This is a genomic window from Lysinibacillus halotolerans (genome assembly GCF_003711845.1).
In the GTDB taxonomy this organism is placed as follows: Bacteria; Bacillota; Bacilli; order Bacillales_A; family Planococcaceae; genus Ureibacillus; species Ureibacillus halotolerans.
In genome coordinates this window covers 1-18,427 of the sequence record NZ_RHLQ01000004.1, presented here as the reverse complement: position 1 = coordinate 18,427, position 18,427 = coordinate 1, and the positions used below count along the sequence as shown (strand labels likewise).

Sequence of the window (18,427 nt, the reverse complement as noted above, 5' to 3'; positions counted from 1 at the left end):
GTCACACTATCCGGCAAAGTTTCTTGCCGAGATCAAATTGATTAAGTGAGGAGAATTGATTATGCCATTTATTACACAAGTTTATGCTCGAGAAGTTTTAGATTCCCGTGGTAACCCAACAATTGAGGTAGAAGTATTTACTGAATCAGGTGCCTTTGGTCGTGCGATCGTGCCATCTGGTGCTTCCACAGGAGAATATGAAGCAGTTGAATTACGCGACGGTGACAAATCTCGTTATCTTGGTAAAGGTGTATTAAAAGCAGTAGAAAACGTTAATACAATTATCGCGGAAGAGTTAGAAGGTAATTACTCTGTTCTTGATCAAGTTGTGATCGACAAAGCTTTAATCGAACTTGACGGTACTGAAAATAAAGGGAAATTAGGTGCGAACGCAATCCTTGGTGTATCTTTAGCGGTTGCCCACGCTGCTGCAGACTACTTAGATGTTCCTTTATATCAATACCTTGGCGGCGTCAATGCAAAACAACTGCCAGTACCTATGATGAACATTTTAAATGGTGGTGCCCATGCCGATAACAATGTGGACATTCAAGAATTCATGGTGATGCCTGTAGGTGCAGAAAGTTTCCGTCATGCCCTTCGAATCGGTGCTGAAATTTTCCATAGCTTAAAAGCGGTATTAAAAGACAAAGGTTACAATACAGCTGTTGGTGACGAAGGTGGATTTGCGCCAAACTTAGGTTCAAATGAAGAAGCAATTACAGTTATTTTAGAAGCAATTGAAAAAGCTGGTTACAAACCAGGAGAAGAAGTACGTTTAGCAATGGACGTAGCATCTTCTGAACTTTTCAATAAAGAAGATGGGAAATACCATTTAGCTGGTGAAGGTGTTGTGAAAACATCTGAAGAAATGGTGGAATGGTATGAAGAGTTAACTTCAAAATACCCAATCATTTCTATTGAAGATGGTTTAGATGAAAATGACTGGAAAGGTCATAAATTATTAACAGAACGTATCGGCAACCGTGTTCAACTAGTTGGGGACGATTTATTTGTTACAAATACAAAAAAATTAGCGCAAGGTATTGAACAAGGAGTAGGAAATTCTATCCTTATTAAAGTAAACCAAATCGGTACGTTAACAGAAACATTTGATGCGATTGAAATGGCAAAACGCGCTGGTTATACAGCAGTTATTTCTCACCGCTCTGGTGAATCAGAAGACGCTACAATTGCAGATATTGCCGTTGCAACAAATGCAGGTCAAATTAAAACAGGTGCTCCGTCCCGTACAGACCGTGTAGCGAAATACAACCAACTTCTTCGTATTGAAGACCAACTTGGTGTAACAGCTCAATTCCTTGGATTAAAATCTTTCTACAACTTAAAATAATGAACATGCTGGTGTCTTTTAAAGACGCCAGCATTTTTTTATCGTTCAAAGAATTTTATAGTTTTTATTCCTACTATTTTATCTATCACTTCATTGCCTAAACCTTCAAAAATCCGCTTAAACCTTCGTCATTCAACGTTTTTCGCCAACTGTTTTCTATTATCTTTCTACCTTTATAAAAATTAAAAAATATTTTTTATTTTTTTGTCATATTTTCATAATGTAGAGAATATAAACATATTAGAGAAAAATAATGCAATTGTGAGGGGAATGTGGAGTGATAAAACGATAAGAAGGGTAGATTTCAAATGCATAAGAAACCATTGAGGCAACGAATATTGGAAAGTTCATTATTGTTATTTCAAGAGAAGGGGTACCATGGCGTTACTGTAGATCAAATTGTGGAACAAGCTGGTACTTCAAAGGGAGGGTTTTACCACAATTTTAAATCAAAGGATGAATTACTTTATGAAATTCATGATGTCTTTATTTCCTATGTCATTGAAAAGGCACAGGAATCATATAATCTAAATGCCACGCCAATCACCCGGTTAAGCGGTATATTGCAATCTTTCGTAAAAGTATTTGATCTGTATAAACCGTATATAACGGTTTTTTACGAGGAAAGTGCTTATTTACAAGATGCGTATAAAATGGTTATTAATGACAAACGAGACCGTTATCGCAAAATAATTGAAAGCGTTATCAAAGAGGGGCAAGAAGGCGGTGACTTTCGAAGGGAAATTCCAACGAACATCGCGGCATTGTCCATTATCGGGATGATTAACTGGACGTACAAATGGTATAAATCCGATGGTCCGTTAACGATGGAACAAATTACAGACATCTTTAAAGATTTGATCTTCCATTCGTTAGCAACGGAACAAGGATTTCAAGAAGCACGTAAGTTAAACGAGTTGAACATGGCAACAGGGGTATCAAATAAATAAACCAACTAGTCGGTCTATTTTTTTACAATGCTGAAACCGACTAGTCGGTATTAGGGGGAGAAAAGGATGAATTTTGAATTAACAAAAGAACAATTAATGATACGAGACATGGTACGGGAATTTGCAGAAAAGGAAATTGCACCGTACGCACGAAAATTAGACGAAACATCTTCTTTTCGTGTAGAAAGCTTTAAAAAAATGGGAGAGCTCGGCTTATTAGGTATTCCATTTCCTGAGGAATATGGCGGTTCTGGTGGAGATACGATTTCCTACGCAATTGCGGTAGAGGAAATCGGAAAAGCGTGTGGCGGCACAGGATTAAGTTATGCTGCGGCTATTAGTTTAGGAGCCTCGCCAATTTATTACTTCGGTACAGAGGAACAAAAACAAGAATGGTTAGTACCGATGGCGCAAGGGAAAGCATTAGGTTCCTTTGGTTTAACGGAGCCAAATGCTGGATCGGACGCAGGGGGAACTAGAACAAAGGCGGTATTGGAAGGCGACGAATATGTCATTAACGGCGAAAAATGTTGGATTACGAATGCTGGATACGCTCGACAAGTAATCGTCACAGCGGTTACGGGAGAAAGAGAAGACGGCAAAAAAATTATTACATCGATTATTGTTCCGACAGAAACGCCAGGTGTCAAAATTAATTGTAATTACGACAAAATGGGGGTTCGTGCTTCCAACACATGTGAAATTGTACTCGAAAATGTACGGGTACCGAAGGAAAATGTGTTAGGTGACGAAAAACGAGGGTTTAGTCAATTTTTAAGTACGTTAGACGGTGGTCGTATTTCCATTGCGGCATTATCCGTTGGGATTGCTCAAGCTGCCTACGAAAAGGCATTGCAATACGCAAAGGAAAGAGAGCAATTTGGAACGTCCATTTCAAAATTCCAAGCGATTCAATTTAAATTAGCAGATATGGCGATGGAAATTGAACTCGCGCGAAATTTAGTTTATAAAGCAGCATGGTTAAAAGACAATAAAAAACCATTTGGAAAAGAAGCGGCAATGGCGAAATTATTTGCCTCTGAAATGGGCTTTAGAGTTTGTAACCAAGCGATTCAAATCCATGGCGGATATGGCTATATGAAAGAATACGATGTGGAACGTCATTTACGGGATATTAAACTAATGGAAATCGGGGAAGGAACGTCCGAAATTCAACGTCTTGTCATTTCAAGATTAATAGGTTGCTAGCATATGAAATAGGAACGGTGAGGAGGAGTTTAATGGCAGATTTAGTTTATCAAACGATTGGTCAGTTATTAGAAGAAAAAGCACGGCTCTATCCGAATGATGAAGCACTTGTTTATGCTGACCGGGATTTACGATTGACGTATAAAGAGTTGGACGCCCTTTGTGATCAAGTGGCAAAAGGCTTGATGGCATTAGGCATTGAAAAAGGGGAACATATCGCCGTTTGGACAACAAATACACCGGAATGGGTAAGCCTTCAGTTTGGTACTGGAAAAATGGGGGCACCCCTCGTGACGGTGAATACGAATTATCGTTCGACGGAACTGGAGTATTTGCTAAAACAATCGGATTCGACAACCCTCATTTTAATCGAACAGCTAAAAGATCATCGTTTCATTGATACGATTTATGAACTATGTCCGGAACTAGCCCATTGTAAACCAGGGGAGCTGGAATCAAAACGGTTACCGAAATTAAAAAATGTCATTGTATTAGGGGATCATTCCTACGATGGTGTTTACAATTGGTCAGACATTTTAAATGCCGCATCGCTTATTTCGGATGAGCAGCTAGCAGAGCGAAAAGCGAGCCTCCATTATGAGGATGTCATTAATATTCAGTACACTTCCGGAACAACAGGTTTTCCGAAGGGGGTTATGTTAACCCACTCGAATTTAATTAATAATGCAGTGAACATTGCCGAATGTATGAAATTAACGAATGAAGACCGTCTATGTATTCCGGTACCTTTCTTCCATTGTTTCGGTTGTGTTATTGGAACATTAGCCATTGTTAGTTGTGGTGGAACAATGGTGCCTGTTCAAGAGTACAATCCGGAAGTCGTTTTACAAACGGTGGAAAAGGAAAAATGTACTGCACTGCATGGTGTACCAACGATGTTCATTAGTGAATTGAATTTACCGAATTTTTCGGATTATGACCTGTCATCGTTACGTACAGGGGTAATGGCAGGCTCCAATTGCCCAGTCGAAGTGATGAAAGCGGTTATTCAAAAAATGGGCATGAAGGATGTCACAATCTGCTACGGTCAAACGGAATCTTCACCTGTGATTACCCAAACAAGGGCAGATGATCCATTTGACTTAAAAGTGGAAACGGTCGGTCGAGCATTGCCAAATGTTGAAGTGAAAATTGTAGATCCGATTACGAATGAAGAAGTGCCTCCGAATACACAAGGCGAGCTTTGTACTCGCGGCTACCATGTAATGAAAGGATACTATAACAATCCGGATGCAACGGAGGAAGCAATCGATGCCGATAATTGGTTGCATACAGGGGATATTGCCACAATGGATGAAAATGGTTACGTCCGTATTACCGGTCGTCTAAAGGACATGATTATTCGTGGTGGAGAAAATATTTATCCGCGTGAAATTGAAGAGTTTCTTTATACATTGCCAAAAATTTTAGACGTGCAAGTGGTCGGGGTTCCAGATGAAAAATATGGTGAAGAAGCAGCTGCCTTCATTATTTTACGTCCAGGTGAAACAGCGACGGAAGAAGAGATTCGGGATTATTGTCATAATAAAATTTCCAAACATAAAATTCCGAAATACATTCTCTTTATCGATAGCTATCCAATGACAGCTTCCGGAAAAATACAAAAATATAAGCTAAGAGAGCAGTTTACTGAACTTGTTAAATAATGAGAGGTGAAGCGAATGATTTCGAAAATTTTAATTGCCAATCGTGGTGAAATTGCACGAAGAATTATTCGAACGTGTCAAAAGATGAACATTCAAACAGTTGCCGTTTATTCAGAAGCAGATGCCAACGCCCTTCATGTGAAAGAAGCAGATGAAGCTTTTGAAATTGGGAAACCGCCTGTTGCTTTAAGCTATTTAAATATCGAAAAAATCATAGAAGTGGCAAAGGAAACGAAGGCTGATGCGATTCATCCTGGATATGGCTTGTTATCAGAAAACGCCCAATTTGCAAAACGTTGTGAAGAAGAAGGCATTCGCTTTATTGGTCCGAATGCTGAAGTCATTGCTTCAATGGGCAGTAAATTGGAAGCGCGGAAAACGATGCAAAAGGCAGGGGTTCCAATTATCGAAGGAATCGATGTGCCGTTAGAAAACATCGAAGAAGCGAAGGAGATTGCAAATAAAATTGGATTTCCGATTATGTTGAAGGCTTCTGCTGGTGGTGGCGGCATCGGGATGCAACGAATCGATCGGGAAGAGGAATTGGAAAAAGCCTTTGAAGGAAATAAAAAAAGGGCGGAATCATTTTTCGGAGACGGCACGATGTATATCGAAAAACTGATTGAAAATCCTCACCATGTGGAAGTTCAAATTATCGCCGATAGCCATGGCAATGTCGTGCCCCTTTTTGAGCGGGAATGTTCTGTACAACGACGCAATCAGAAGGTTGTTGAAGAGGCGCCATCACCATTTATCTCTACTTCGACTAGAGAGAAAATGCTGGATGCGGCGGTACAGGCGGCAAAACATATCGGCTATACAAATGCGGGAACGATTGAGTTTTTAGTCGATGGGGACGAAAACTTCTATTTCTTAGAAATGAATACGAGATTACAAGTGGAACATCCCGTAACGGAAGAAATTACAAAACTAGATTTAGTCGAATGGCAAATACATGTTGCCAATGGTGCTCCGTTAACCTTTACGCGGGAATCCATTAAGAAACACGGTCATGCCATTGAAGTGCGTATTTATGCGGAAAATCCGAAAACCTTCTTCCCATCGCCGGGAACGATTACAGAATTACAGCTTCCGGAAGGGGAAGGCATTCGTCATGAAATAGCGGTTGAATCAGGCTCAGCCGTCACACCTTTCTATGATCCAATGATTGCAAAGTTAGTTGTCTGGGCCGAGACGAGAGAAATCGCGGTAAGGCGACTAACAGATGCATTGCAACAGTATAAAGTAACAGGGATTGAAACGAATATCCCAATGCTGTTAGAAGTCGTTCAAAAGCAACCATTTATTGACGGGATGACGACGACAAGTTTTGTAAATGATTATTATTTACCGCAAATACAGAACGTAAAGAATTAACGATTACAGGCTTCTAGGAAAACTTAGAAGCCTTAATATGAAAAATTTGGAGGGATTATTTATGACAACAGTAAAAGCAAGTATGGCAGGTACAGTTTGGAAAATCATCGTGACGGAAGGGGAAGAAGTAAAAGCAGGGCAAGATGTGGCCATTTTAGAATCGATGAAAATGGAAATTCCGATTACAGCTGAAGTAGACGGGAAAGTGAAAAAAATCCTTGCCCAAGAAGGCGATTTTATTAATGTCGATGATGATATTTTAGAACTGGAATAGGGAGGGTTACGGATGAACCTTCCTCAAAACGTCGTTCTTAAAGAAGTAGGACCTAGGGATGGGTTACAAAATGAAAAAGGTGTAATTGAAACGAAGGATAAAATTCAATGGATTGATCAGTTAAGTGAATCGGGATTGAACTATATTGAAGTCTCATCCTTCGTCCATCCAAAATGGATTCCCCAACTGGCAGATGCTGGGGAAGTGTTAAAGTCGATTAAACGTCAAAAGGACGTTACATATGCAGCCCTTATCCCGAATATCCGAGGGCTCATGCGTGCCCTTGAAGTAGGAATCGATGAGGCAAGTGTCTTTATGTCAGCAAGTGAAAGTCATAATCAAAGCAATATTAATAAAACGATCGATGAGACGTTTCCCGTGTTAAAGGAAGTCGTGGAAGAAGCGAAAAAAGCAAATTTAACCGTTCGAGGTTATGTTTCGACGGTTATCGGATGTCCTTTTGAAGGGCCAATTGCACCGGAAAAAGTGTTAAGAGTCGTGGATGCCCTTTTAGAAATGGGGGTAACGGAAGTTTCCTTAGGGGATACGATTGGTGTTGCGGTCCCAACACAAGTGGAACAACTATTAACTCTTTTATTCAACCATTATTCTCCAAGCCTCTTTGCGATGCATTTTCATGATACGCGAGGAACGGCCATTGCCAACATTGTGAAATCCCTTGAAATGGGGATCACGACCTTTGATAGTTCTGTCGGTGGACTTGGTGGATGCCCATATGCAAAGGGAGCAACGGGAAATGTGGCTACAGAAGATGTGCTTTATTTACTTTCGGAAATGGGCATTCAAACAGGGGTACAAATGGAATCAATTATAAATGCCGGATTTTTCATCGAACAAAAAATAGGAAGAAATCTAGTATCAAAGCAAATGGAGATTGCTAGAAAGGAAAGGGGGTAAGCAGATGACGCTCGTTCAATTAAAAACGATTGAACATGGCATTGGAATCGTTACGTTAAATCGAAAAGAAGCGGCCAATGCGATGTCGGTTCAATTACTTACGGAATTACAGGAGACGTTACATGAAATTCATTACAACCCTCAAATTCGTGTCGTGTTATTAACCGGGGATGGAGAGAAAGCATTTTGCGCGGGTGCAGATTTAAAAGAGCGAAAAGGGATGAATGAGCAGCAAGTAAAAGAAGTCGTATCCTTAATTGGCAGTACCGTTAACCAAGTGGAAGCATTACCCCAACCAGTCATCGCTGTGTTAAATGGTGTTGCCTTCGGTGGCGGTTTGGAACTGGCTTTAGCTTGTGATTTGCGCATTGCGGCAAGCCACGTGAAAATGGGCTTAACGGAAACATCCCTCGGCATTATTCCTGGAGCAGGGGGAACACAACGTTTACCTCGATTAATTGGAATTGGAAAAGCAAAGGAACTCATTTATACAGCTAGAAGAATCGATGCGAAGGAAGCTTACGAAATCGGATTAGTGGAACATGTGGTAGAGCACGAACAATTAATGGATAAAGCGATACAACTTGCTTTAGAGATGGGGAAAAATGCCCCTCTTTCACTGATTCAAGCAAAAACAGCGATTAATAAAGGGCTGGAAGTCGATTTAATGACCGGATTACAAATTGAATCTTTAGCCTATGATCGATTACTCCATACAGAAGATCGATTAGAAGGATTATTGGCGTTCCAAGAAAAACGTCAACCAAAATATACGGGAAAATAACTAAGCAAGGGGGAACGGATATGAGCGATATTATTATCGAAAATAGACATGGCCAATTAAAAGAAACGATTCACCAAGGTGGTCAACAAAAATACCATGAAAAAAATGCAGAACAAGGAAAATTATTTGTTCGAGATAGATTAAGATTATTGTTTGATGATGATTTACAAGTGGAAGACGGCGCCTTTGCAAACTGTATGGCAGGGGATTTACCAGCCGATGGAGTTGTAACAGGTATTGGGAAAATTCATGGACGTACCGTTTGTGTCATGGCTAATGACTCCACGGTAAAAGCGGGTTCTTGGGGAAAACGAACAGTCGAAAAAATTATTCGTATTCAAGAAACGGCTGAAAAGTTAGCCTGTCCTCTTATTTATTTAGTCGATTCTGCAGGGGCACGGATTACCGATCAAATTGAAATGTTCCCTGGAAGAAGAGGAGCTGGGCGCATTTTTTATAATCAAGTAAAATTATCTGGGAAAATCCCGCAAATTTGCTTATTATTCGGTCCTTCAGCTGCTGGTGGGGCGTACATCCCAGCCTTTTGTGATATTGTCGTCATGGTCGAAGGAAATGCATCGATGTATTTAGGATCCCCTCGTATGGCGGAGATGGTTATCGGAGAGAAAGTAGACTTAGAAACGATGGGCGGCGCAAAAATGCACTGTTCCATTTCCGGTTGTGGCGATGTGTTAGCGAAAACGGAGCAAGAAGCAATCGACTATGCTCGTAACTATTTAAGCTACTTCCCAAACAATTATCGGGAAAAAACAGCAGTGGCAGAACCGAAGCGTCCGGCTGATTTTGAAAAATCAATCGCAGACATTATCCCGGAAAATCAAAATGTTCCTTTTAATATGTACGATGTCATCGATCGCATAATTGACGAAGGTTCATTTTGTGAAGTGAAGAAATTATTCGCGGCGGAAATGATTACGGGTCTAGCTCGAATGGATGGGCAAGTTGTTGGAATTATCGCGAACCAGCCTCGTGTAAAAGGTGGCGTATTATTCCACGATTCAGCCGATAAAGCAGCGAAATTTATTAATTTATGTGATGCCTTCCATATTCCACTCGTCTTTTTAGCAGATGTACCAGGCTTTATGATTGGTACACAAGTTGAAAAAGCGGGCATTATTCGTCACGGGGCAAAAATGATTTTTGCCATGAGTGAGGCGACCGTACCGAAAATGACGGTCATTGTACGGAAAGCATACGGTGCAGGCCTTTATGCAATGGCAGGTCCGGCATTTGAACCAGATTGCTGTATCGCCTTAACAACAGCACAAATTGCTGTCATGGGACCAGAGGCAGCTGTTAATGCTGTATACGCGAATAAAATTGCCCAATTACCGAAGGAAGAACAAGCGGCCTTTATCCAAGAAAAACGAGATGAATATAAAGAAGAAATCGATGTCTATCGTCTTGCTTCCGAATTAATTATTGACGATGTCATTGAACCGAACCAATTACGAGAAGCGTTGACAACAAGATTACAAGCTTATATGTCAAAATATTTACTATTCTCCGAGCGCAAACACGGAGTAAGCCCAGTATAAATTTAAAAAGCTGTTTCAGAAAGTCGTCATACTTTCTGCTAACAGCCTTTTTTTATTCGCAATCTTTCTGACTTTTCTACAAATTCCGGTTCGAATAACGCTATGATTATATTATAATCTTGTTAGGGGAGAGAAAGGTGCTTCAAAGTCCCTAATATGGTGGAACCGGAACCACAAATGGTCAAAGAGGGAAACCTCTATTCAAAAGGGGGAGTACTGTGCTTAAAGTTTATTCAATTATGGTGTTAACGATGTTTCTTTGGGGGATTAATGTATCCCTGTTAAAATTGCTCCTTGTAGAAATCCCTCCGTTGGTTATGCAAGGAACACGTATCTTCATTGCTGGAATAACGTTGTTTCTTATTTTACTCGTGATGAAAAAGAAAATGATTTATAAAGAAATGCCGTGGAAGTTTCTTTTATTAGCGAGTTTACTAGGGGTCATTGCTCACCATTCATTGTTAGCGACTGGATTATTCGAAACGACTGCCATCAAATCCTCGCTTATATTAGGTTTAGCACCGTTAATTACCGCGATTATCGCTGTAGCGACAAGGTCGACTTCACTAACGGTGTTGCGTTTCATTGGATTTGTGATAGGGTTTATCGGCATTATGGTCGCAGTAGTCGATGACATGTCAGCTGTCACGAATCTTGTTACGGGTGATTTTTATGTATTAGCTTCCATTATTGTTCAAGCTTTTAGTTTTTTTATCATTCGTCGTATTACGTTAACGATACCGCCCCTTGTTGTAACGGCCTATATGTTAACAATCGGCTCCCTGTTACTCGTTTTATTTACTTTCGTGATGACGCCGAAAGGATTTATCCGTTTTGCCGAAATTGATATAACTTTATGGGGAATCTTTTTATTTTCTGCTGTATTTGCCACAGCTGTGGGACACAGTTTATTTAATTCGATGATTAAACGGATCGGTACTGCCGAAACGGCCATTTTTAATAATTTAAGTACGATTTTCGCTTTAATCGCATCTGTCCTTATTTTAGGGGAAGAAATTCATGTTTCTCAAATTATCGGATGTTTCCTTATTGTGATCGGTGTTTTAATTGGCACCGGTGGAGTAGAGGAATGGTTGAAAAAACGAAAACAACAGAACGTCGCCGAAACTTTTAGTGAAAAGGCCACATCATCGTCATAACAAAAAGGGTGGAGATTGTATCCACCCTTTCATTGTGTTTAGTTATTTATTTTCTTCTTCCTTCGCCATTTTCGAAGCCCTCGAACTCCAATAAGTGGCTAAAATTGGTCCGGAAATGTTGTGCCAGAAACTAAAGATGGCACTCGGTACGGCAGAAACCGGATTAAAGTGGGCCATAGCTAATTGGGCGCCTAAACCGGAATTTTGCATTCCCACTTCGATGGAAATCGCTTTTTTATCTTCATATTTCATTTTGAATAGTTTCCCAATTAAATAGCCAAATAAATAACCAAGCCCGTTATGGAGAATGACTACTGCGAAAATAAGTAGCCCCGTTTCTAAAATTTTGTCGCGGCTACCACTTACGACAGCAGCAACAATTAATACAATCGCAATAACCGAAACAGTCGGTAAAATGTCTACACTTTTTGCCACAAGTGGTTTAAAGACGAATTGAGCAATAATCCCTAAAATAATCGGAATTAAGACAACTTGTACAACCGACATAAACATAGCTGAGAATGATACCGGTAACCATTCACTAGCGAGTAAATAAATTAAAGCAGGTGTGACTAATGGTGCTAATAATGTTGTAAAGGAAGTAATCGTAACAGATAAGGCCGTATTTCCTTTCGATAAGAACGTCATAACGTTGGAAGATGTACCTCCAGGACAACAACCGACTAAAATGACTCCAACGGCAACTTCCGGTTGTAGTTGGAATAGTTTGGCTAAAGCAAAAGCTAAGGATGGCATAATAACGAACTGGGACACAATCCCAATTAATACCCCTTTTGGTTCTTTCATAATGAGTTTAAAATCTTCAACTTTTAACGTCATCCCCATCCCAAACATGACAATGCCGAGTAATGGCGTTATATAATTACCAAGCCATGTAAAATTATTTGGCATCCAAAGGGCTAATCCGGCAGCTACTAAAACCCAAAGGGCAAAAGTATTTCCGGCAAATTTCCCAATTTTTTGTAAAGCGTTCATATTCGTGTTACCCCTTTTCTATTGAATGGGTATCATTCTAAAAGAATATTTTCATAATTACAATAAAATTCTGAAAAATAAGAATAATTGTCGTTAAGTGAGAAAAAAAGTATAAAAATGTAGAATAAAAGAGAAAAAATGATAGAAATCAGTAAAGCGTTTTCTTAATATGAATAAAGGCGGCATCATCCTAATTTCATAGATTTACATTCAAATTAAAACTAACACCGTTTTGAAAGATTTCTATTGAATACTAAATTATACCAACCATTTTCCGTCTGAATATTGTATCTTTAGTGGAATTTTGCTATACTGACTATGTTGTGAAGTTTCTATTTCAGGAGGTGGAGTTATGCATACTTTGTTACTAACATTATTGATTATCGTAAGCGTTGCTTTAATCGTGATCGTATTACTACAATCAGGTAAAAGTACAGGCTTATCAGGTGCCATCTCGGGTGGAGCTGAGCAACTTTTCGGTAAACAAAAAGCAAGAGGAATGGATTTAATTTTACATAGAATAACGATTGTTCTTGCCGTATTGTTTTTCATTTTAGCTTTAGTGATTGTGAAAATTTAATCGATTGTACATGATTAAATGGTGAAATTTTCGCCAATCCTATTAGAAATAAATGAATTTAATTTACATTATCCAACGCCTAACCGAGAATGGTTAGGCGTTTTAATTTATAATATGAGATGTACAGAATATGTATACGTAACTATTTTTTGGAGGATTTCATATGCGTAATGCTGAAATAAAACCATTTTTCTTTAAAGCAGGGGAACGGGCCGTACTATTATTACACGGTTTTACAGGCAGTTCTTCAGACGTTCGGATGCTCGGAAGGTTTTTAGAAAAGAAAGGTTATACAAGCCATGCTCCCCATTATAAAGGTCACGGCGTACCACCTGAACAGTTAATCGAAACATCGCCAGAGGATTGGTGGCAAGATGTTGTAAAAGGATATAACACATTAAAAGAGGCAGGCTACGAAAAAATCGCTGTCGTCGGTTTATCATTAGGTGGCGTCTTTTCATTAAAATTAAGTTTATCAACACCTGTGAAGGGAATTGTAACGATGTGTTCGCCAATGGTCATGAGAACAACGGAAAAAATGTTTGATGGCGTTTTAAAATATGCTGGCGACTTTAAACGTTTTGAAGGAAAAGACGAAGCAGTCATCGAACAGGAAGTAGAATCGATTCGTCAACAGGGAATGCCGTCGTTATCGGAACTAAAACAACTTGTCGAAAGTGTTCGATCTGAGTTAGATATGGTTTATGCACCGATTCTCGTCGTACAATCAAAAAATGATGAAATTATTGACCCGAATTCTGCTCATATTATTTATGATGAAGTGGAATCCTTAAGAAAAGAAATCAAATGGTTTGAGCATTCAGGGCACGTTATTACATTAGATAAAGAAAAAGCGTTGCTACACGAAACGGTTTATGAATTTTTACAATCACTGGATTGGGAAGACTAACCGTAAACCCAGCATTGTATTTAGTATTGCAAAAAGGAGGGAAATTATATGACACAAAGTAATGAATTACAAGAGCGTCTATTACAGTTAATGAAGCAAGATGATTATAAACCACTAAAGGTGGATGAACTGGAAGAGCTGCTTGAATTAGAAGATGCGGACGAATTTAAAGAGCTAGTGAAAATGCTTGTCCGCATGGAAGATGAAGGGTTAATCGTACGTTCCCGTTCAAATCGTTACGGATTGCCAGAACGGATGAACTTACTTCGAGGGAAATTCATCGGTCATGCAAAAGGCTTCGGTTTCGTGACGCCAGATGAAGAAGGCATGGATGATATTTTTATTCCACCCCATGAAGTCAATGGCGCATTAAACGGAGATATCGTCTTAATTCGTGTATTAAAAGAATCATCGGGAGACAGAAGAGAAGGTACCGTTACAAAAGTAATTGAACGTAGTAAAACGACATTTGTTGGTACATATCAAGCAAACAGAGGCTTTGGTTTTGTCGTAACAGATGATAAAAAGTTAAACATGGATATTTTCGTAACGAAAGAGGATTCCTTGGGGGCTGTAGATGGCCATAAAGTCGTTGTGGAAATTACGAATTGGCCAGATGATATTAAATCGGCAACAGGAATGGTTACGAAAATTTTAGGTCATAAAAATGATCCAGGTGTCGATATTTTATCGATTCTTTATAAACATGGCATTCCACCTGAGTTTCCACCAGAAGTAGTAGAGGCTGCTGGAGAAGTGCCAGATGAAATTACGGAGGCGGATTTAGTCGGTCGTCGTGATTTACGGAACGAAACGATTGTGACGATTGACGGCGCCGATGCAAAAGACTTGGACGATGCTGTAACCGTTACGAAGTTGGAAGATGGTACGTATAAACTAGGCGTTCATATTGCCGACGTTAGTTATTACGTAACAGAAGGTTCCATTATCGATACGGAAGCTTATGAACGGGCAACGAGTGTTTATTTAACAGACCGAGTGATTCCAATGATTCCTCACCGATTATCCAATGGTATTTGTTCATTGAATCCGCAAGTGGATCGTTTAACTTTGTCTTGTGAAATGATTATTGACCAAAACGGACAAGTCATTGAACATGAAATTTTCCAAAGTGTCATTAAAACGACGGAACGAATGACTTATTCCGATGTGTATAAAATTTTGGAAGAAGAAGACGAAGAGCTAATTAAACGATATGAAAAGCTTGTGCCGATGTTTCAAGATATGAAAGATCTCGCTGCCATTTTACGGAACAAACGAATGGAGCGCGGTGCGATTGACTTTGATTTTAAAGAGTCGAAAGTGCTAGTAGATGAAGATGGCTGGCCTACGGATATCGTTATTCGTGAGCGCACAGTATCTGAACGGTTAATCGAAGAGTTCATGTTAGCAGCGAATGAGACAGTTGCCGAACATTTCCATTGGATGCAAGTGCCGTTTTTATATCGGATTCACGAAGATCCAAAACCAGAAAAATTACAACGCTTCTTTGAATTCGTCACGAATTTCGGTTTAGTTGTTAAAGGAACAGGAAATTCGGTTCATCCAAAAGCGTTACAAGATATTATTACGGCAATTGAAGGAATGCCAGAAGAGCCGGTTATTTCAACAATGTTATTACGTTCGATGCAACAGGCGAAATATTATCCAGAATCGATTGGTCACTTCGGTTTATCGACGGATTTCTATACCCATTTCACATCACCAATCCGACGTTATCCGGACTTAATCGTTCACCGCTTAATCCGTACGTATTTAGTTGAAGGGGATGTATCGAAGGAAACTACTTTCAAATGGGCACAAGTAATGGATGAAATTGCGGATCATACTTCCGAACGGGAACGCCGTGCAGTCGATGCAGAGCGTGATACGGATGCATTGAAAAAAGCACAATTCATGTCCGATAAAATTGGCGAAGAGTTTGAAGGGATTGTTTCTTCCATTACGAACTTTGGTATTTTCGTCGAGTTACCAAATACGATTGAAGGACTTGTCCACATTAGCAATATGACCGACGATTATTATCATTTCGATGAACGTTCGATGATGATGATTGGCGAGCATACGAACCGCCAATTCCGTATTGGGGATGAAGTGAAGGTTCGCGTATCCAATGTTATTATAGAAGAGTCATCGGTTGACTTCGAAATCGTCGATATGGTGAAATCTTATGGTGGCAGAACGCGAAAAAGTGCACCAAAAGTTATTCATGCAGGAAGAAAAGCCGATGGAGAAGGCCGAAGTAATCGCCCTGGTAAAAAGGAGCGCAACGAAAAAGGTGGCGCTGGACGAGGGAAAGATGAAAAAGCTTCAGGCGGACGTAAAGTAAAACAAAAACAAAAGTTTTACGAAGGCGTTGCGAAAAAATCGAAAAAGAAAAAATCAAAAAGACGATAAACATCGCCCAAGTGTAAGCGAAAGCTTGCACTTGGACGTTATTTTGTTTAAAAAGATAGTATACTTTGTTGGTATTGGTAGATTGGGAGGTGTCCTTTTATGGCAAAAGGAACTGGGAAAGTATTAGCACAAAATAAAAAAGCAGGCCATGATTACTTTATTGAAGAAACGTATGAAGCGGGAATGGTGTTGCAAGGAACGGAAATTAAAGCCATCCGCGCAGGAAAAGTCCAATTAAAGGATTCCTTCGTGCGTATTCGAAACGGCGAAGCATGGATTTCTAATATGCATATTAGTCCATATGATCAAGGAAACCGTTTTAACCATGATCCACTTCGTGTGCGTAAATTGCTGTTACATAAAAAGCAAATTAATGAATTAATCGGCTTAACAAAACAAGATGGTTACACAATTGTTCCATTAAAAATGTACATTAAAGACGGCTATGCCAAACTATTAATCGGGCTAGGGAAAGGTAAGAAAAACTACGACAAGCGCGATGACATGAAGAAAAAAGAAGCTAAGCGTGAAATGGAAAGAGCATTTAAAGCAAAAAATCAATTCTAAGTTAAAATGATTACAAAAGATGAATCATAATCTTCTGCGTAGTTAACAGAGTGAACGGAAGCAAAGCGTGAAATGGAACGTGCGTTTAAAGCGAAGAATCAATTCTAAGGTAAAGTGAGTACGAAAGTTGGTTCTCATTCTTCTGCGGAGTGAACGGAAGCAAAACGGAAATTGTAACGAGCATTTAAGCGAGGAATCAGTTTTAGAGATTCGCTAGTTCTATAGGACTTTGGTTAATAAAGGTACTGTAGGAATAAAGAGATGTGTTGAAGTTTTGCTATAATTATCTTATAATAAGAATACAAATTGCCAGTGCATTAAGGCACAAGCTTATACTGCCTTTTCCCGTATGTGTGTAAACACATCTCCTTATTATAATAGGGGGACGTTACGGATTCGACAGGGATGGTTCAAGCTTGAGCTGCGCGTCGGAGGTCTCGGCTCCGTCATCAACGGAAGTTATATAATAACTGGCAAACAACAAAATTTAGCTTACGCAGCTTAGTCTCGTAGCGCTCCGCCTCTCTATCGCCCATGTAGAGAACGTGGGGCTCAACTTTAGTGGGATACGGTCGGTGGTGCCGCTTGAGTCACCGTCAAGAGATTTCCAAGCTAGCGTGCAGGACGCCTGTTTGTCGGCATAATGACACGCGAATTGTAAGTAGGCAAACTACACGCGTAGAAGCTTGAGTATTGGAGTTTCTGGACGCGGGTTCGACTCCCGCCGTCTCCATAGAAGATGATAGCAGCTTGGTCTAATTAATGATCTAAGCTGTTTTTTCTTTATATAAAAATTTTTAATCGGTGGGGTGTAGCAAGAATGAAAAAAATCACTGTAAATTCTTTAGAATATAAACGAGTTGAAAAAAATTTAACTTTGGAAAATTTCACTATAGACCCTATAATTGCCAAAAAGGCAATGGAAGTGGTGAATTCTGGCCAACCGATAACACCGAAACTAATTAGAGATGTGTTGAATAATGGGAAAATATAATTTTGATGAAGATGAAACTTATTTACTTTCTCAGAGTGTTCATAAAGTCAAAAATTTAGATGAACTTGAGAAAATCGAGCAATACGCCTTTTTCATTCGTTCATTTCAATTGGAGCAAGGACTATATAAAGTACAAGGGTTTACTTTTAATGATTTAGTTAAACTACACCACCATTTATTTCAAGATATTTATACATTTGCAGGCAAGATACGTAATGTCCAATTAACAAAGGGTAGTACAAGATTCTGTCAGTTTCAGTTCATAGAATCAATGGCTAATGAAATTTTCCAGCAGCTAGAAAATGAATCGGATTGGATGACCACTCAGATAGCGGCAAAACGATTAGCCTACTACATAGCAGAATTAAACATGCTACATCCATTTCGAGAGGGTAATGGTCGTACCCTTCGGATATTCATACAAAATTTGGCTCAAGCAAAAGGGTATATTTGGCATTACAATCAGATGCAAAAAGAAGAATATATACAAGCAATGATTGAATCCAAATATAATTATTCAAAGCTTGAACAAATTATCTATAATTCACTAGAAAAATTGAATGAATAATAAAGGATTTTGTACCGTATGTGAACTGAACCCCGAATAGTGGACACTTTAAAAAAAGTGGACCTATTCGGGGTTTTTCTATTTTCTTCAATGAACTACCCCGTTATACTTAACATACTATTTATGAACGGGAGAATTTTTA

Annotated in this window: 17 protein-coding genes and 1 other RNA gene; 17 read left to right on the top strand and 1 reads right to left on the bottom strand. The window is 39.3% G+C overall.

The genetic code is table 11. The features are described 5' to 3' along the window. The first annotated feature begins 61 nt into the window (after positions 1–61). The 10 genes from eno to EC501_RS02935 all read left to right on the top strand — a co-directional run bounded on the left by eno (position 62) and on the right by EC501_RS02935 (position 11,252). Positions 62–1,354: a phosphopyruvate hydratase gene (eno, locus tag EC501_RS02980; RefSeq protein WP_122970810.1), complete on the top strand. Its 1,293-nt coding sequence runs from the start codon at positions 62–64 to the stop codon at positions 1,352–1,354. 308 nt (positions 1,355–1,662) lie between these two features. After that, positions 1,663–2,304, top strand: coding sequence for a TetR/AcrR family transcriptional regulator (locus tag EC501_RS02975; protein WP_122970809.1), 642 nt, complete (start codon positions 1,663–1,665; stop codon positions 2,302–2,304). A gap of 66 nt (positions 2,305–2,370) precedes the next feature. Continuing rightward, positions 2,371–3,513 (top strand): acyl-CoA dehydrogenase, encoded by a 1,143-nt coding sequence (locus tag EC501_RS02970; RefSeq protein WP_122970808.1) that lies wholly within the window; start codon positions 2,371–2,373, stop codon positions 3,511–3,513. A gap of 32 nt (positions 3,514–3,545) precedes the next feature. Beyond that, the gene (locus EC501_RS02965; RefSeq protein WP_122970807.1) at positions 3,546–5,180 is read left to right on the top strand and encodes an AMP-binding protein; all 1,635 of its coding nucleotides are present in this window, start codon (positions 3,546–3,548) and stop codon (positions 5,178–5,180) included. 15 nt (positions 5,181–5,195) lie between these two features. After that, entirely contained in the window at positions 5,196–6,557 is a 1,362-nt protein-coding gene (locus EC501_RS02960) for an acetyl-CoA carboxylase biotin carboxylase subunit (protein WP_122970806.1), read from the top strand. A 61-nt stretch (positions 6,558–6,618) separates the two neighbouring features. After that, complete coding sequence (locus EC501_RS02955; protein ID WP_122970805.1) at positions 6,619–6,831, top strand: acetyl-CoA carboxylase biotin carboxyl carrier protein subunit; 213 nt, start codon at positions 6,619–6,621, stop codon at positions 6,829–6,831. A 12-nt stretch (positions 6,832–6,843) separates the two neighbouring features. After that, the gene (locus EC501_RS02950; protein WP_122970804.1) at positions 6,844–7,749 is read left to right on the top strand and encodes a hydroxymethylglutaryl-CoA lyase; all 906 of its coding nucleotides are present in this window, start codon (positions 6,844–6,846) and stop codon (positions 7,747–7,749) included. Between the two features lie 4 nt (positions 7,750–7,753). Next, positions 7,754–8,533, top strand: a complete 780-nt coding sequence (locus EC501_RS02945; protein WP_122970803.1) for an enoyl-CoA hydratase — start codon at positions 7,754–7,756, stop codon at positions 8,531–8,533. Between the two features lie 20 nt (positions 8,534–8,553). Further along, the gene (locus tag EC501_RS02940; RefSeq protein ID WP_122970802.1) at positions 8,554–10,092 is read left to right on the top strand and encodes an acyl-CoA carboxylase subunit beta; all 1,539 of its coding nucleotides are present in this window, start codon (positions 8,554–8,556) and stop codon (positions 10,090–10,092) included. Between the two features lie 218 nt (positions 10,093–10,310). Further along, positions 10,311–11,252, top strand: coding sequence for a DMT family transporter (locus tag EC501_RS02935; protein ID WP_122970801.1), 942 nt, complete (start codon positions 10,311–10,313; stop codon positions 11,250–11,252). Positions 11,253–11,294: 42 nt separating this feature from the next. Here EC501_RS02935 and EC501_RS02930 read toward each other — a convergent pair whose 3' ends face one another. Continuing rightward, entirely contained in the window at positions 11,295–12,248 is a 954-nt protein-coding gene (locus EC501_RS02930) for a bile acid:sodium symporter family protein (RefSeq protein WP_122970800.1), read from the bottom strand. 352 nt (positions 12,249–12,600) lie between these two features. On the opposite strand from EC501_RS02930, the gene secG reads away from it, so the two are divergent. The 7 genes from secG (at position 12,601) to EC501_RS02895 (ending at position 18,285) form a co-directional block, all read left to right on the top strand. Further along, positions 12,601–12,828, top strand: a complete 228-nt coding sequence (secG, locus tag EC501_RS02925; RefSeq protein ID WP_122970799.1) for a preprotein translocase subunit SecG — start codon at positions 12,601–12,603, stop codon at positions 12,826–12,828. Between the two features lie 163 nt (positions 12,829–12,991). Further along, a complete protein-coding gene (locus tag EC501_RS02920; RefSeq protein WP_122970798.1) occupies positions 12,992–13,738 on the top strand; it encodes an alpha/beta hydrolase in 747 nt (248 codons plus the stop codon). Positions 13,739–13,786: 48 nt separating this feature from the next. After that, on the top strand, positions 13,787–16,156 hold the full coding sequence (gene rnr, locus EC501_RS02915; protein WP_122970797.1) for a ribonuclease R: 2,370 nt from the start codon (positions 13,787–13,789) through the stop codon (positions 16,154–16,156). Between the two features lie 99 nt (positions 16,157–16,255). Then, a complete protein-coding gene (smpB, locus tag EC501_RS02910; RefSeq protein WP_122970796.1) occupies positions 16,256–16,723 on the top strand; it encodes an SsrA-binding protein SmpB in 468 nt (155 codons plus the stop codon). Positions 16,724–17,104: 381 nt separating this feature from the next. After that, positions 17,105–17,459: a transfer-messenger RNA gene (gene ssrA / locus EC501_RS02905) on the top strand. An 84-nt stretch (positions 17,460–17,543) separates the two neighbouring features. Continuing rightward, positions 17,544–17,717: a Zn-dependent hydrolase gene (locus EC501_RS02900; RefSeq protein ID WP_122970795.1), complete on the top strand. Its 174-nt coding sequence runs from the start codon at positions 17,544–17,546 to the stop codon at positions 17,715–17,717. After that, positions 17,704–18,285 carry a Fic/DOC family protein gene (locus tag EC501_RS02895; protein ID WP_122970794.1) on the top strand — a complete coding sequence of 194 codons (582 nt, stop codon included), beginning with the start codon at positions 17,704–17,706 and terminating at the stop codon, positions 18,283–18,285. Before EC501_RS02900 ends, EC501_RS02895 begins: the two co-directional genes overlap by 14 nt. Positions 18,286–18,427 lie beyond the last annotated feature (142 nt).